General features: G+C 71.4%; 12 protein-coding genes. All 12 read left to right on the top strand.

Translation table 11 applies throughout. From position 1 onward, the window contains the following. Positions 1 to 670: 670 nt before the first annotated feature. The 12 genes from ABZX75_RS32975 to ABZX75_RS32920 all read left to right on the top strand — a co-directional run bounded on the left by ABZX75_RS32975 (position 671) and on the right by ABZX75_RS32920 (position 15386). Positions 671 to 1363, top strand: coding sequence for a restriction endonuclease (locus ABZX75_RS32975; protein ID WP_355417502.1), 693 nt, complete (start codon positions 671 to 673; stop codon positions 1361 to 1363). Between the two features lie 540 nt (positions 1364 to 1903). Continuing rightward, positions 1904 to 2542 (top strand): plasmid partition protein, encoded by a 639-nt coding sequence (locus tag ABZX75_RS32970; protein WP_355417499.1) that lies wholly within the window; start codon positions 1904 to 1906, stop codon positions 2540 to 2542. Then, on the top strand, positions 2539 to 3627 hold the full coding sequence (locus tag ABZX75_RS32965) for a hypothetical protein (protein WP_355417496.1): 1089 nt from the start codon (positions 2539 to 2541) through the stop codon (positions 3625 to 3627). Before ABZX75_RS32970 ends, ABZX75_RS32965 begins: the two co-directional genes overlap by 4 nt. A gap of 326 nt (positions 3628 to 3953) precedes the next feature. Then, positions 3954 to 5612, top strand: coding sequence for a DUF2637 domain-containing protein (locus ABZX75_RS32960; protein WP_355417493.1), 1659 nt, complete (start codon positions 3954 to 3956; stop codon positions 5610 to 5612). A 493-nt stretch (positions 5613 to 6105) separates the two neighbouring features. Next, a complete protein-coding gene (locus ABZX75_RS32955; protein ID WP_355417490.1) occupies positions 6106 to 6999 on the top strand; it encodes a hypothetical protein in 894 nt (297 codons plus the stop codon). A 50-nt stretch (positions 7000 to 7049) separates the two neighbouring features. Then, the gene (locus tag ABZX75_RS32950) at positions 7050 to 7319 is read left to right on the top strand and encodes a hypothetical protein (RefSeq protein ID WP_355417487.1); all 270 of its coding nucleotides are present in this window, start codon (positions 7050 to 7052) and stop codon (positions 7317 to 7319) included. Beyond that, entirely contained in the window at positions 7316 to 8425 is a 1110-nt protein-coding gene (locus tag ABZX75_RS32945; protein WP_355417484.1) for a conjugal transfer protein, read from the top strand. Before ABZX75_RS32950 ends, ABZX75_RS32945 begins: the two co-directional genes overlap by 4 nt. 12 nt (positions 8426 to 8437) lie before the next feature. After that, positions 8438 to 8722, top strand: coding sequence for a hypothetical protein (locus tag ABZX75_RS32940; RefSeq protein WP_355417481.1), 285 nt, complete (start codon positions 8438 to 8440; stop codon positions 8720 to 8722). After that, positions 8719 to 9348 (top strand): hypothetical protein, encoded by a 630-nt coding sequence (locus ABZX75_RS32935; protein WP_355417478.1) that lies wholly within the window; start codon positions 8719 to 8721, stop codon positions 9346 to 9348. The genes ABZX75_RS32940 and ABZX75_RS32935 overlap by 4 nt, the downstream gene beginning before the upstream one ends. Before the next feature lie 14 nt (positions 9349 to 9362). Further along, positions 9363 to 11906 carry an ATP-binding protein gene (locus ABZX75_RS32930; protein ID WP_355417475.1) on the top strand — a complete coding sequence of 848 codons (2544 nt, stop codon included), beginning with the start codon at positions 9363 to 9365 and terminating at the stop codon, positions 11904 to 11906. Then, a complete protein-coding gene (locus tag ABZX75_RS32925) occupies positions 11903 to 14188 on the top strand; it encodes a hypothetical protein (protein ID WP_355417472.1) in 2286 nt (761 codons plus the stop codon). Before ABZX75_RS32930 ends, ABZX75_RS32925 begins: the two co-directional genes overlap by 4 nt. Before the next feature lie 31 nt (positions 14189 to 14219). Beyond that, complete coding sequence (locus tag ABZX75_RS32920) at positions 14220 to 15386, top strand: NlpC/P60 family protein (RefSeq protein WP_355417469.1); 1167 nt, start codon at positions 14220 to 14222, stop codon at positions 15384 to 15386. Positions 15387 to 15667 lie beyond the last annotated feature (281 nt).

Here is a 15667-nt window from a genome sequence, read left to right as displayed (position 1 = left end):
CTGGGGGGGGGCCCGGGGGGGCGGGTTGGGGCGGCCCGTGGGGTTCGGGGTGTCCCCCCCCCGGGGGGGGCGGGGGGGGGGGGGGGGGCGGGGGGGGGGGGGGGCCCCCCCCGGGGGGGCCCCCCGCCCACTCTCGGCTTGCGCTCCCCAACTGGGGAGCCTGCGGCTTTGCGCGCACCACCGACAGACCCAACCCGGCAATTCGCGCACATTCGCAGAAAAGCGACGCCGGCAATGGGCCCTCCAGTCGACGAACTCGGCGTACCCGGTATGGATCGACCTGTGATCACCTGGGAGGCCCGCAGGCGGCCACTGGTGGCCTTTTCGGCTGCCGAGTCGCCCTCCCGCTACGGGAAATGGGGGACTCGGGTGTCGAAGCGGCCGCGGTGACACGGGCTGCGCGCGTCGAGGCGGCCACGTGCACCGCGGACTCCTTTGGTGGGCAAGCCTCCGCCCTCGCCCCTTCGGGGACTGGGCAAGCCTTTGGGCAAGCCGCCCTGAGGAGGGTGGGTGGAGATTCCCACCATCCGGTGGGACGCGGCCGCGCACCCGCCAGCCCTCTGCCACCGGTGCGCGCCACGACCTACTTCAGGAAGGCCCGTCCATGCCGGGACGTCGAAACCCGACCCGCACCCCCGCCCGGCGACGGCCACGCCGAGGACGCCGACCCGTGCACCGTCGCAGAGGAGGGGCCGCCGTCGATGCGGCCGGCCTCCTCGCGGCCGCCGCGTTCGTGTGCGTCCTCGTCCCGCAGGCCCGGCAGTGGCTTCAGCCCCACGGCGCCGACATCGCCGCCGTCACCGTCGCGGTCCTGGCCGCCGGAGCGCTGACGCTTCTGCTCGTGAAGGCCGCGCGGCGTGGCGCCTCCGCATGGACCGCCCGTCGCTGGCGACCGGGGGGCTGGGACATCCGCTTCCTGGACGGCCTGCATCACAGTCAGTTCGAGGAAGCCGTACGGGACCTGATGCGCCGCGACGGGGCCCACGACGCCGTCCGGGTGGGCGGCGCCGGCGACAACGGCGCCGACGTCAAGGGGACCGACCCGGCAGGCCGCCGCTGGGTAATCCAGTGCAAGCACCGCCGCGACGGAGCTGCCGGGGCCGCAGTCGGCACGCCGGACCTTCACGTCCTCAACGGAACGGGACGCCCCGTCCACGGCGGCGACGTCGTCGTCCTCATCACCAACGGCAGGATCACCGCGCCCGCAGTGAAGTTCGCGCGAAGTCAGCGGCTGCACCTGGTGGATCGGACCACTCTCAACGCGTGGGCCAGCGGCTCGCGACCGTTGTGGGAGATCCTGGCCGACCTGCCAGCGCCGCGGCGCAGCCATCCGGCGCGCAGGCTCCGGCGACCCCAGCCCTGACCGTACGGACGCGACCGGGGCCTCCTGAACGACTGGGCCAGTGGCTCAGCCCCGCTGTGGGATCTCCTCCCACAGCTACCGGCGCCCCGGCCCAACCGCCCATCGTTGGGATGGGCTCGCCAGTTCCGCTCCTGACTGCTCAGCCTCCGGAGCCGCCTGGACGGTGAGCCCTTCGTTCGTGGAGCTTGCGCGAACTGTCCCAGCGGCCGCGCACGCGGCCCGCACTCGGCGTGGGCAGCCCCGCCGCGCCGCCGTGCAAGTCAGACAGGGACTTCGCAGATTATCGAATTACGGGCAAAGGCCACGCCGGAACGGCTGCTCGGAGCAGCCGATTTCTGCTGCTCCAGTACGCCGCGACCAGGAAGGTCTCACCAGGCCGAGAGTGTGAGCCTGCCGTCGATCTGGGTTGCCCAGTAGGCCTTCTGACAACTGCTCACGAGGAGGACGCCAGGTAGACGCGCCCCCGAGCAAAAACAGGGAATCCTGTTCCCCGGCCTCGGGCTGATGTAGTGATCTCGCTGTGCCCGATATCGTCGGGACATGCTCATCGCGAACGTGTCCCCCCGTACGGGCGGCAAGACGACGAATTCAGGCTGGTTCGCGCACGCCCTCGTGGAGGCGCAGCGCGACTACAAGCCGATCGGGTTCGACGCCGACCATTCCCAGCAGTTCCACGCATGGAGTGAGACCGGCGAGTTCCCCTTCGAGGTGAAGCCTGCCGCCTCAGCGAAGTTCCACACCGAGCACGTGGTACCGGACGAGATGATCGGCATCGTCGACTGCGGCCACACCGAGAACCACCCGGACATCACCAACAGCGTTCTCCGCGTGGCCGATCTCGTGATTCTCCACATGGCTCCGACGAAGGCGGACTTCGACCGGATCATCGACCCACCGGACAAAACGAAGATCGGCGACATCATCGCGATGAGCGCTGCCCTGCGTCCCGCCCGTACTCCCCCGCCCACCTGGGTCCTGCTCAACCGCACGGTATCCGGCGCCAGCTCCACCGGCCTCTACCGCGACATGATGGAAGACGAGGGGTGGAACGTCCTTACGACGGTCATCCCCCGGTCTGAGGCGCTCGCGCAGTCGGTCAGCTACCCCATCAGCGGGGCCAGCAAAGGACCGTTCGGATCGTTGGTCACGGAACTTGAGGACAGGGGTCTCCTGAAGTGAGTAAGTCGCACACCCAGCGGCTCCGGGAAGAGCAGGAGCGCCGCCGAAAGGCACGCGAGGCCCGGGAGGCAGAGGCACATGCTGCGGCAGCCGAGACCGCGGGCACGCCCGAGACCAGTGGCGGCGCCGCGGTCACGCTGGCCGCATCGCCCGCTACGCCGGCGCCGCAGGTTGCTCAGCGTCCGCAGCCCTTCACCCCGGACCTCCTGCCGTCGACCGAGGCCGTGGATGCATCGGGGGAGCTTTCTGCGGACGAGCTGGACGAGCTGGATCGCTGTGAGCGCGCGTTCGCCAATGCGGATCAGGCCCAGTGGATGCGGGGAGTGGCGCTGCACGCGGTGCGAGACCGCAGGTTGTATCGGCATGGGGGGCGCACCTGGCCGCAGTACTGCGAAGAGATCGGCCTGAGCGAGTCCGACGCCAACCGCATGATCCAGGAGTACCCGCTGGCCCGGGCGATTGCTCAGATCTGGGTGAGTCCGAAGATGGTGCCGGCGTCTCACGTTCGGGCCCTGCTTGAACTGGTGCCGGTCTTCGACCTGGAACCCACTGCCCGGGGCTACGTGAAACTGCGGGCCTGGGCGCAGGAGAACGGCCACCGAGTCACTGCTGCAGACCTCGCCGCGATGACCAAGCAGTCCGCCCTCGCGGCGCCTGCCTACGATACGCCCCTGCCGGTGGCTGAGTTCCAGGCCCGACGGCGGGCGATCGACGGCCCCGTGCCACCCCAGCCCGGCCCGCCTCCTGGCGAGACTGACGTCCCCGCACCCGCTCCCGAAGCCGCCTCCGAAAGTCGCCCAAATTTGGGTGAGCCGACGGTCGCCTCTGGCTCTCTGGATCACCCAAATTTGGGCGGACCAGCTGCGGGCCCCGCCCCGTCGGACATCAGCGACGACGACATCGTGCACGCCGAACTCGTCGACGATGGGCCGGCAAGAGAGCTCTCCGCAGCTCTCGCCCGGTTGCAGCAAGACATCGACAGCACCCTGATCGGGGCTTCACCCGAAACACTGAAAGCCATCGCTGCCTCAGCCAACGCGATCAGCACAGCAGCCCAGGACGCTCTCACTGGCGCGGCACTGTAGCCACCCAAATTTGGGTGACCAACCACCTTCCCTGTAGGCAGGTCGGCTGATCAAGCCCATGCGGGTGTGGTGGAGCATCAGCCTCACGAGGGTCCAGGAGCCACCCAAATTTGGGTGGCTCCAGAACCGATGGGGCGGGATCCCGAAGAGGGTCCGCCCCATCGGCATGCCAGGGCACTGATCACTTTTCGTTGACGATCAGGGCTTCGTCGCCTCCGAATCGGCCTAACGGCCGGTAGCCCGTGAGAGTGTGAAGGCTGCTCAGGGGATGAAGTTCTGATGTGGGAGGGGCGGCACCAGTGACCGCGGGGAAGACGGCGAAGCCGATGGAACTGACTAGGACGCACCGCATCCTGATCTCGGTCGTGGTCGTCGGCGCCGTGATCATCGCGGGGATCGGTTTCGCCGGCTCCTACGCCGCGGTCCGCGCGCTCGCCGTCAAGAAGGGCTTCGGCGACTTCTCCCTGGTGTTCCCGATCGGCATCGACGCAGGCATCTGCGTCTGCCTGGCGCTCGACCTCCTGCTGACCTGGATCCGCATCCCGTTCCCCCTCCTGCGCCAGACCGCGTGGCTCCTCACCGCCGCGACGATCGCGTTCAACGGTGCCGCCGCCTGGCCCGACCCGCTCGGCGTCGGCATGCACGCCGTCATCCCGGTGCTCTTCGTCGTCACCGTCGAGGCGGCCCGGCACGCCGTGGGCCGGATCGCGGACATCACGGCCGACCGGCACATGGAGGGCGTCCGCATCACCCGCTGGCTCCTGTCTCCGGTGCCCACATTCAAGCTGTGGCGCCGGATGAAGCTCTGGGAACTGCGGTCGTACGAGCAGGCCGTCGGGATGGAGCAGGACCGGCTGATCTACCAGGCGCGGCTCCAGGCCCGGTACGGGCGGGCTTGGCGCCGCACAGCCCCGGTGGAGGCCCTGATGCCGCTGCGCCTAGCCCGCATCGGCGTGCCGCTCGCGCAGACCGCCTCAGCGGGGCTGACCGCAGCCGGCCTGAGCCCTGTCTTGCTCTCCCGCCCCGAGCCCGAGCCCGCATCCGTGCCTGAGTCCGCCGCCGAGCCGGAGCTGGCCGCCTCGGTCGATGTTCCCGAACTGCTCCCGGCCGCCGAGCCCCGTGCTGAGGATGCCGCTGCCCGAGAAGCGGAACCGGCGGCCGAGCCCGCGGCTGCCACTCCCGGCGCCCGGGACGAGATGCCCGCGCCCGACCTCGTCGAGCTGGCCCAGGCAGCGCGGGACTTCATGGCGCAGTACGGCGCGGTCCCGTCCGCGGAGCAGTTCGCGGCGTACCTCGCGCGGGACTACGGCCTGACCGACCAGCACACGGGCGGCCTTCTTCCCGACGTCCTGCTGGAGCCGGTGCTCGCCGAGCTCCGGGCAGCGGAGCTCGAAGCGGCCGCGCACGCGGCCTCCGTACCGGCTGTCGAGGAGCCGGCGATCGACACGTCGGCTGCCCCGGCGCCGGTGTACGAGGAGCAGCTGCCCGGGGCGGGGGAGCCGCACCCCTTCTTCGGGGAACAGGGCGGCCTTCGCGGCCCGTCGGAGGCGCCGGTCGAGCCAGCGCGAGTGCCCGCCGGAGCGGTACCCGCGCCGACGGCCTCCGTGACCGATGTCGGCCCGGCCGTACCTGCGGGCCGTTCGTTCGAGCAGCCCGTCCTCGCGGCGCCGACAGGAGCGGACGGACAGGACTGGGTGGCCGAGGTGACCGCGTCCGGTGAGGCGACCGCGCGGGTGCCGAAGCAGCAGACCGTCGAGGAGCCGGCCGAGGTGGACCCGATTCAGCGCGATATCGAGCTGGTGGCCTCCTGGCTGATGGAGGCCGAAGAAACCGGGAAGCGGTTGTCGGGAGCCGAGGTTGCCCGGCGCCTGGAGGTCTCACCCAAGACGGGCCAGCGCCGCGTGCTCGATGCCCAGACGTACCTGGAGGAGCAGCGTCGGCAGCAGGGCCGGGCGCACCTCCGCTCCGTCGGCAGCAGCAGCTGACCGTTCCGGTTATGGCCTGGTGACCGGTCATCGGTCATCGGTCACCGCCACCGACCGGCCGGGCAGCCGTCCCGCCGTGACCGATCGGCGCGTGACCGATCCGGCGACCGGTGCCGTGACCGGTTACCGAACCCGCCCGTGACCGATCCCGGACCGGTGACCGGTGACCGATCCGGGCCGCATCGGTCACCGGTCATGACCGGTCCGCGGTCATCGGTCACCCGTCCGCCGCGACCTTGCATCCGCCTCCTGGGCAAGCCTTGGCGGTACAAGCCCGAGGCTTGCCCACCCCCCAGGGAGGCTTGCCCAGAGTTGCATGGACCGGTCACGAGGGGGCTTGCCCAACCCCCCACCAGGCTTGCCCAATCGGTCACGGGAGGCTTGCCCGGCTAGAGGGCAAGCCTCCCATCTGCGCTTTTAGGGCTGTGGGCAAGCCTTCGGGCAAGCCGGTCTGAGGAGTGTGTACGGCACGAGATCCGAAAGGAGACGTGCCGTGCACGACGCTTCGCACCCCGCCGCCGGCGGCGGGTACTTCGACCGGCTGGACGCCGACTGGGCCGCGCTGTGCGCGGACCCCGTCCTGCGCCAGGCGGTGACCGACTGGGTGAGCGATGGCCACCTGACCGACGACATCGCGGCCGTGACCGATTCCTGGTCCGGCTCCCTGACGCCCGAGCAGCTCCTCACCGCGCTCCGCCCAACGGCCGAGGGCGTGACCGATGAGCTGACCGACACCGTCCTGCGGGCCCTCCTCCAGCGCGCTGCCGGCCGTGACCGATCGGCCGTCCTCGCCAGCCGCGTCATCGTCCAGGCGATGCTCCCCGCCGTCTTCCGCATCACCCGCGGACAGGTCCGCGCGACCGGCGGCCGCACTCGCGACGCCGTCGGTCACGTGACCGTGACCGCCCTCTACGAAGTGGCCCGCGCCGGCCGCATCCACCTCCGCCCCGGCCGGCCCGCCGCCAACCTCACGCTCGACACCCTGCGCCAGGTCCTGGCCGAGCTCGCGGCCGAGCAGAGCCCGGCGGGGGAGGACCTCGCGGCCGCGGAGCAGATCGCCGACCGAGGGCCGGGCCCGTACGAAATCGCCCGCGCCCGCACCGTGCGGGCGGCCGCCGCGGAAGCCGGCCTCAACACGGGCCCGGCTGACGACGCCGCGACCGCCCCGGCCCGGCTGGAGCTCCTGGAGCTCCTCCTCGACGCGGTGCGCGACGGCGCTCTGTCGACCGCGGACGCGCAGGCGCTGGCCTGGCACCACATCAGCGGCGGCATCCCGGACGCCGAGGCCGCCGCCCGCGTCGGCACCACGGCCGGTGCCTGGCAGCGCAGGCGCTCGCGGGCCCTGGCCCGCCTCACAGCATCCCTCCAGCCCGCGGCCGCGGCATGAACCGGACCACCGCCGAGGCCACCGTCCGCTCCCCCCTTTGGAGATGCGTCTTGACCACACCCGCCGCCGCGACGTCGCTGGACGCGGACGAGGAGCGCGTCACCCGCGCCCAGCGTCTGCTCATCCAACTCGGCGCCGCTCTCGTCGCCCGCCCCTTCGATACCGGCACCCACGAGAAGCTGCGCGCCTTCCTCGACGAGGACGCCGAGCCGGTCCTCGCCTCGCTCGCCGCACTGAGCCGCCGGCCCGAAGCGGAACTCCGCAGCCGGATCGCGGAACTGGCCGGCCACGCCCTGCGCTCGGCCGGAGGCACGGCATGAGCCCCGTCCTCACCGCCCGCCGTAAGCCGGCACCGGTCGACCCGCAGGCGCTGGCCGTCCAGGAGACCGAGGCGGTCCAGGAGGCCAGCTGGGTCGGCGGCTGGTCGACCGGCGCCCAGGCCAATTCGGCTGCCCTGCTGCGCTGGCTCGTCTGGGGCCTGATCGCGCTCGGCCCGCTGCTGGGCGCGCTCGCCTACTTCTCGGTGCCCACGACGTCCGCGGCTCCGGAGCCGAAGACCGCGCCGTCCGCACCTGCCGCGAGCGGCGGCCAGGGCGCGGCGGGGTTCGCGAGCCTCTTCGTCGCCACCTACCTCTCCGCTGGGCGCGGCGACGAGCCTAAGCTCGCCGCCTACTACCCGCCGGCCAGCAACCTCCAGCTCGACGGTGTCTCGGGCCATCGCCGGGGCGAGCAGCTGACTGTCGTCCGGCTGCGCCAGACCGACACCTCGGTCTGGTCGGTCACGGTCGCTGCCCGAGTCACCGGCGCGACACCAACGGCCACGCCGTCCACGCAGCCGGGCGCCTCGCCGAGCCCGGCGGCTGCGGCCGACGCGGTGCGCTACTTCCAGGTGCCCGTGGCCACAGCGCCCGGCGCCGGGGGAGCGACCGCGTACACCGCGCTCGCGCTGCCGGCCGAGGTCGCCGCTCCCGAGCGGGCCAAGACCCCGGAGCTGGTCTACGGCGCGATGCGCCCGGCGCTGCCGACTGACCCGCGCACCCAGGCGGTCACCAGCTTCCTGAGCGCCTACCTCACGAAGGCCGGCGCCGAGCTCGACCGCTACCTGGCTCCGGGCACCCGCCTGGCCGCGCCGTCCCCGGCCCCGTACTCGGGTGTCGCGGTGGACCAGTTCGCCGTCGAGGGCGAGACCGGCGGCGAGCCCGTCGTCTCGGTCCCCGGCGACGGTACGACCCTGCGCCTGCTCGTCACCCTCCGGGCGACCGGCCAGGACGGGGTGCGGCTCCCGCTCACCTACGCCCTCACCCTTACGGCCCGCGCCGGCCGCTGGGAGATCGCCAGCCTCGACGGCGCCCCCGCCCTCACCCCACCGACTCCGGCCCCGGCTGCCTCCGGCACCCCCGGTCCGGCAACCACCCCCACCGCATAAGAGGAGCACGTCATGCACGACACCATCACGCTGGCCGCGGGCTGGATCGAAACCGGCACCGGTCTCGGCACCGACATCAAGGGCCTCATCTTCGACGTGGCCATCCCCGCACTGTGCGGAATCTTCGTCGTGGTCATCGGCTGGAAGACCAAGGCCCCCGGGCCGACGATCATGGCCTGCGTCTTTGCGGCGATCGTCTGGGGCCTGTCCGCCAACATGGGCGCCCTCAAGAACAAGACCACCGAAGACATCGTCCAGTATCAGGGCGGCCCCAACGCCGTCCGGGGTGACCAGTGACCGAGGCCGCCGCCGGCGGCGGCGAACTGGACTTCGAGCTGATCGGCCGCTGCTACACCAAGGCCCGGCGCGCGCCGCTGGTCCACGGGGTGATCCGGGACGTCAACGGCGGCCGGGGGATCCGGCTGCCCGGCGGTCCGTACACCCTGACTCAGCTTGCCGGGATCGTCGCCACCGTCGCCGCTCTGATCCTGACCCGCCCGGTGTGGGGCGGCCACGGCTGGCTCGACGTCGCGGTCCTCTTGGTCCTGCCCGCCGTGGTGGCGTTCGTGCTGCGCCACCTGCACATCGACGGGCGCAACCCCGCGGCCGCCTTGTTGAGCATCGCCCTGATGCTCGCCGTGCCCCGGCGCGGCCAGCTCCGCGGCCGCGCCTACCGGCCAACCCGGCCCACCCGCGGCGACACCCGCATCTATCTGCCCGCCGACGAACAGGCCGCCGAGGCCACTGCCCCGGCGATCACTGACGCCCCCGTACCGGAGTCCCAGCCGAATCAGACCCGGCCGCGGCCCGCAGTACCCGCCGCCGCGTCGCCTGCGCCCGAAGGGCCTTCGGTGCCCGCCGTGCCGGTGGCCTCGGGGGTGCAGGCCCTGCTCGCCCGCCGCGCCCCCACGACTCGTACCTGATTGGAGAACTGACGATGCGCCTGCCGATCCGGCACGTCCAGAGCAACGTGATCTTCACCACCCACGGCACCGTCTGGGCGGTGTGGCGCGTTGCTGCGACCAACTACTCCCACGCCCCGGCCGTCGTGAAGAAGCGCCGTCTCAAGGCTCTGGAGAGCCTCTTCAAGGCGATGACCGGCGAGCCGATGCTGCTGTCGCTGTGCCCGCAGGTCGACCCGACCGCCGTGGTGCGCGCCATGGTCGACGACATCGACCTGGAGCGCGCGCCGCGCTACGAGAGCCTCGGGCATGCGGTCCTGGACCAGCTGGAGACCATGGAGCTGACGGGCCGCACCGACTGGCTGGCGCTCCCGCTTCCTCCGCTGTCGCAGAAGGACGCGGTGATGTCCGCGTTCCGTGCGGCGCGGGCGGAAGTCTCCCTGCAGCTCGGGCTGATGCCTGCGGTCGTCACCGACGCGGAGGTGCAGCGGCGCCTGGAGCAGGCCCAGCGGATCCGGGCCCAGTGGCCGTCCGGTGTGTCGATGCGGCCGGCCTCCGAGGCGGAGATCCTGTGGATCTACGGCCACAGCGCGCGCCGTGGGCTCGCCGAGCCGTTCCTTCCTGACGGCACCGAGACCCCGGTCCGTGGCCGGGGCCGGAACGTCGCGGCGCTGGGGGAGATCCTCGTCGGCGAGGGCGGCGCCGACTTCACCGCCGGCCCTGCGCTGCCGGCCAACCCCTTCACGCGCCGCTTCCTTCAGGTCTCCAGCGAGTGGGGCGACTCCTACCAGGCGCTCCTGGCTCTCTCGGAGATGCCCGAGGCGTTTGCACTCCCGGGCGCGGCCTACCTCCAGCAGCTCGACGACCTGGCCTACCCCGTCGACTGGACCGCTCGCCTGGTCATCGTCCCCGGTTCGAAGGCCGAGCCGAAGGTCCGCAAGCGGGCCCGGCATTTGAAGGCGCAGGCCGCCGAGTACGAGGGCGACCCGGCCGGCCCGCCGGCTGCGGTCGCCCGCAACCAGGCCGACAACGAGGAGTACCACGAGAGGTTGACGGCGAACCGGCGCGAGGTCGAGATCCGCGCCATGGTCACCCTCGCCGTCTGGGGCGACAGCCCCGACGACGCCATGGACCGCGCCGCCGCCCTCGCCTCCGACTTCGGCTCCACCGACTACACCTTCTCCCGGCCCGCCGGCGAACAGGCCAGCCTGTGGCAGGCGATGCTGCCCGGCTGCCGCACCCCCCGCGTCATGGCCGGCTACGCGCAGATCCTCCTCTCGCGGGACTTCGCGATGGCCATGCCCTGGTGCGGCTCCCAGCTCGGCGACGAGCGCGGCGGCCTCTACGGCCTCCAGGTCGCCTCCGGCGGTGCCCGCCCCGTCCTGATCGACCCCGCCCGCGGCCCCCGCGAGAACGCCTCCGCGTCGATGGCCTGGCTCGGCGAGCTCGGCGCCGGCAAGTCCGTCGGCATGAAGGGGGCCGTCTACAACGTCCTCGCCCGCGGGCACCAGCTCGGCCGGCCCGGCAGCCGCGGCCGCGCCGTCATCGTCGACCGCACCACCGACCAGGAATGGGCGCGGTTCGCGAAAGCCTGCCCCGGCACCACCCAGCTGATCCGCATCGACCACACCGCCGAGGTCTCCCTCGACCCGCTGCGCCTCTACAAGGAGAACAGCCCCGAGGTCGCGGCCCGCTTCACCGAGTCCTTCCTCACCCTGCTGCTCGGGGTGCGGCCGATGGACCTCGAAGGCGTCGCCCTGTCGGAGGCCGTGCAGGCCGTCCTGGCCCGGCCCGAGCCGTCGATGCGAGCTCTGATGGATGAGCTCACCGCGCGCGGCAACGGGGACACGGCCGCGCACGGTCTGGCCCGCAAGCTGGGCTCGGTCGCCCGCAAGGACCTGGCGAGGGTCGTCTTCGACGAGACGCTGCCGGTCGTCGATACCCACCGCGCGGACTCCGTCGTCTTCCTGGTGTCCTCGCTCGCCCTGCCGAAGAAGTCGGAGCTGGCCTCCGAGCACCGCATCCAGCGCCTTGAGTTCGAGAAGGTCCTGGGCCGGGCGCTGATGTATCTGATCGCTGCGGTCTCCCGCGAGACCGCGATGCGCTCCCGGGATGAGTTCGCGGTCACCGTCTTCGACGAGTGCTGGTGGCTCACCTCCAGCGACGAGGGCCTGGAGCTGCTACTGGAGCTGCTGCGCGACGGCCGCAAGCGCAACGCGGCCGCTTACGTCGGCAGTCACGACGCCGACGACATCGGTCCGGCCGACAGCGAGAAGGGCGCCATCGTCCGCGGTCTCATCCCGCACCGCTTCGTCTTCCGGCAGACCAGCCGCCCCCTGGCCGCGCGCAGCCTCGAATTCCTCGGCGTGGACTCCACCGACACCGAACTGCTGGACCTGGTCACCGGCGGCCTCTCACCGCTCGGTCTGCCCGACGACCAGCGCCGGGCCCGCGCGGGGGAGTGCCTCTACCGCGACCTGGCTGGCCGCATCGGCCTCATGCGGGTCCTCATCCCCCGCGACCGGGCGATCGAGCGCGTCATCCACACCACCCCGACCACCCAGCAGGCGGCGGCATGAGAACTCCTCGCGCCCCGTGGAAGCGGCTGCGCCTGCTCGGCACAGCCCGCCTGCGTCTCGCCCTGCTCGTGGCGGCGCTCGCCGCCACCGCCTTCACCATGCTCACCTCGCTGCCGGCCCTTGCCGAGCCGAGCCCGTCCGCGACCCCGCCTCCTACCAGTCCTCCGGCAGCCAACCCCCTGGGCCCGCCCGCGCTGGGTGCGCGTACTCCCACCCCGGAGGAACTCGCCGAGATCGAGGAGATCATCGCCGACCTCAACAAGCGGTTCTCGGAGAACCTTCAGGAGGCCTACCTCAAGGCTGAGGAGGAGCGCCTGCGGCAGCTGCTGCCTAACGAGGGCGGAGTCCTGGCCGTCTTCAACGTCACCGACGAGCGGAACCTGCCGATCTCGGCCTACACCGTTAAGTCGGACACCGGCGGCCTGACCGACTGGGACCTGGGCATCCAGAACCTGATCACCGAGCTGGCCTTCATGATCACGAAGTGGGTCATCGCGTTCTGCTGCTGGCTCATCGTCTGGGCGCTGGGCTTCGGCCTCGCCAAGCTCCTCCTGGCGCCGGTCCTGTCCGTCGCCAACTCCCTCCACACGCAGGTCATCCTCCAGATGGGGCTACCGTCCCTGTTCCTGTCGGTGTGCGCCCTGATCGCCGTCGTCCGCATCTTCTTCGGGGACCGGGCCAAGGGCTGGGGGGACGCGGCGCTGTCCATCCTGATCGCCGGCCTCACCGCCACACTGCTGTCCTCGCCCCCGCAGCTCCTGCTGGGCGAGCAGGACGGCGCGATCGCTGCCGCCCGCGGTCTGGCCCTCGAAGTCGCCGACATCATCCTCGACGCCAACCCCGGCCCCAAGGAGAAGGATCCCGACGACGAGGACTCGGCCAGCTCCCGGGCGCTCTCTCGGCCGCTCACCAACGCGCTGACGGACGCCTTCATCGTGAAGCCGGCCATGCTGCTCCAGTACGGCCGCGTCTTCGAAGGCGACTGCGCCAAGAAGTACAGCGACACCAAGATCACGCAGCTCGCCTACGAGCGGGCCGTGAACCAGCAGATGGAGCGGTTGAAGAAGTTCAACAGCTACCGGGCCTTGATCGACCCCACCGGTGCGCAGATCACCGACTGGACCATGCCCATCGCCAAGCAGTGGGCCGTGGACCACTTCGGCAACCCGCCGATGGAGAAGTTCGAGAAGGACTGCGTCAAGGGCGACGTCCAGGCCGCGAAGCGGGCGTCGATGGACAAGGTCGGCGGCGCGATCTTCCTTCTCGTCGCCTCCCTGATCGTCACCGTTCTGATCGCCGGTCTCACCGGCAGTTTCCTCGTCGCGCAGTGCCGCATCGCCTGGGACGCCGTACGGGCCGAACCCGCCCTCGTGGCCGGCCTGATGCCTGGCGCGGGCCGCGGCTACCTGGGGGACTGGGCAGCATCCGTCCTGCACTCCCTCGGGCAGCTCCTCGCCTCGATCATCGGCCTGGCCGTTCTCATCCTGATCGTCCAGGCCGTCCTCGACCCCGTGCAGCAGGATTGGGGCAACGAGCTCACGTTGCGCTTCCTCGCTGTGGACATCGTGTGCATCGGCGCGATCAAGAAGCGCAAGGCCCTCAGGGTCAAGTCGAAGCAGGCCGCCGCGAACTTCCGCGCCAAGATGTCCTCGGCCAGGATCGGCGGGACCAACGGCTCCGTCTTCACCCCCTCCTCCACTCCGGTGGCGAAGAACCAGTCGATCGCCCGCAGGGTCACGCGCGGAGCGGTCCGCACCGCGATGGTCGGCGTTTCCCTCGCCTCGGGCAATCCGATCGCTGCCCTCGGCTACGCCACGAGCTCCAGCGTCAGCACCGTCGCACTGATGAACCGGATCCAGGCCGGGACCAAGAGCAGCCACCGGCCGGCCCGGCCTGCAGGCCACCAGCCCAATCCGCCCCAGCCCCCACCGAATCCCCCGCAGCCGCCCAGCCCGCCGCAGCCGCCCACTCCGGTCAACAGCACAGCGGGCACCATCTCGAACCAGCTGCCGGGCGGTCCGATGTACCACCGCGCCGCCGGCAGCAGCAGCCAGGCGACCACTATCCCGAATCAGCCCAACCCTCAGGCCACACAGGCGACGAGGCGGCACCAGCCCCGCCACCAGGTGCCGACCCAGCCGGCGGCCTCGCCGCGCCAGCAGCAGCTCCGGCAGCGTCTGGACCGCGGTACCCCCGGCAGCCCGGCACACGCCACGTCCCGACCGCGACCCCGCGGCGGCCCAGCGACGCGTCCCTCAGCCGTAACGAGGAGCGGGAGCTGAACCGCCGTCGCCGCCAGCAGCGCCACTCCTCATGAAGAAGAAGTTCAAGGGGTGGCTGGCCGGCGTCGCAGGCCTGCTCGGCCTGGCGCTCGTCCTGCTCGCCGCAATCGGAGCCCACGTGGCCGGCCTCGGCCAGAGCGAAGCCGAGGCTGCCGCGATGGCCGCCAGCTGCCCCGGCGGCGGCCAGCCCGGCCTCGATCCGGACACCGCCGACATGGCCCGCAAGGTCAAGGAGATGCTCGCCGGGAGCGGTGGCGTGAATGTCCCCGGTCTCTCCGAGCCCGAGAAGCAGATTCCCAACGCGAAGGTCATCGTCGCGACCGGCATCCAGAAGCGGGTGCCGGCCCGCGGCCAGGTCGTCGCCCTCGCCACCGCGCTCCAGGAGTCCACCCTGATCAACCTCGACCACGGCGACCGCGACTCGCTCGGCCTGTTCCAGCAGCGCCCCTCCCAGGGCTGGGGAACCCGCGAGCAGATCATGGACCCCGTCTACTCCTCCGGAGGGTTCTACGACGGGCTCGTGAAGATAAAGGACTGGGAGCAGATGCCCGTCCCTGTGGCCGCGCAGAAGGTCCAGCGCTCCGGGTTCCCCGACGCGTACGCCAAGCATGAGCCCCTCGCTACCGCCCTCCAGCAAGCCATCGCCCCCACCCTCGGCGCCGTTCCCGTCGGCCCGATGCCGGGACAGCCCGGTCTCGGCGGCGGCTTCGGCCCGGGACGGTGTGCCAGCCAGGGCGGCGGCAACGTGGGCTTCGGGGCGATCCCTCCCGGCTCGCTACCGGAGGGATACCAGATCCCGGCCACGGCACCGACAGAGGTGAAGACCGCGATTCGCTGGGCCCTCGGCCAGCTCGGCACCATGTACCAATGGGGCGGCAGCTGCACGAACCCCCACGGCATCGACCCGTCCGAGCGGTGCGACTGCTCCTCCCTGACCCAACGCGCGTATGGGGTGGCCGGTAAGGAGATCACCCGCACCACTTACACGCAGATACACGACGGACGAGCGGTCCCTGCCAGCGCCATCGCCCCCGGCGATCTGCTCTTCGCCCGGGGTACGGCTGACGCCCCTGAGCACGTGGCCACGGCCATCGGCTACGGGTACGTCGTGCACGCGCCCCGGACTGGTCGGCCCGTCTCCGTGGTTCAACAAGGTGACCTCGGCCCGATCCTTGTCGTCCGGCGCATCGTCGGCTGAAGCGGCCGTGCCCGCCCCGAACATCTCAGGGCGGACACGGAGCGCCCGGTCAGCGCTGGATGGTCACGCAGGGGCGTTCGCTGCGGTGCTCGAACCGTGAGCAGATCCGGTCTCCGTGCCGGTAGGACTTGTTCCTCATGCCGGGATCAACGGCGCCGACGCCGTGAGGGGCACTGGCCAGACTCGTGTCCTTTGACAGTCAAGTTAGTCCGGTGCGGTGTCCTGACCTGGGGCGACTAGGTTGGATGTCAAACGATCAGACCCGTGTGTGTGCCGGGACA

It is taken from the genome of Streptomyces sp. NPDC003038 (assembly GCF_040611115.1).
In the GTDB taxonomy this organism is placed as follows: Bacteria; Actinomycetota; Actinomycetes; order Streptomycetales; family Streptomycetaceae; genus Streptomyces.
This window is presented reverse-complemented; position numbering and strand designations above follow the sequence as displayed.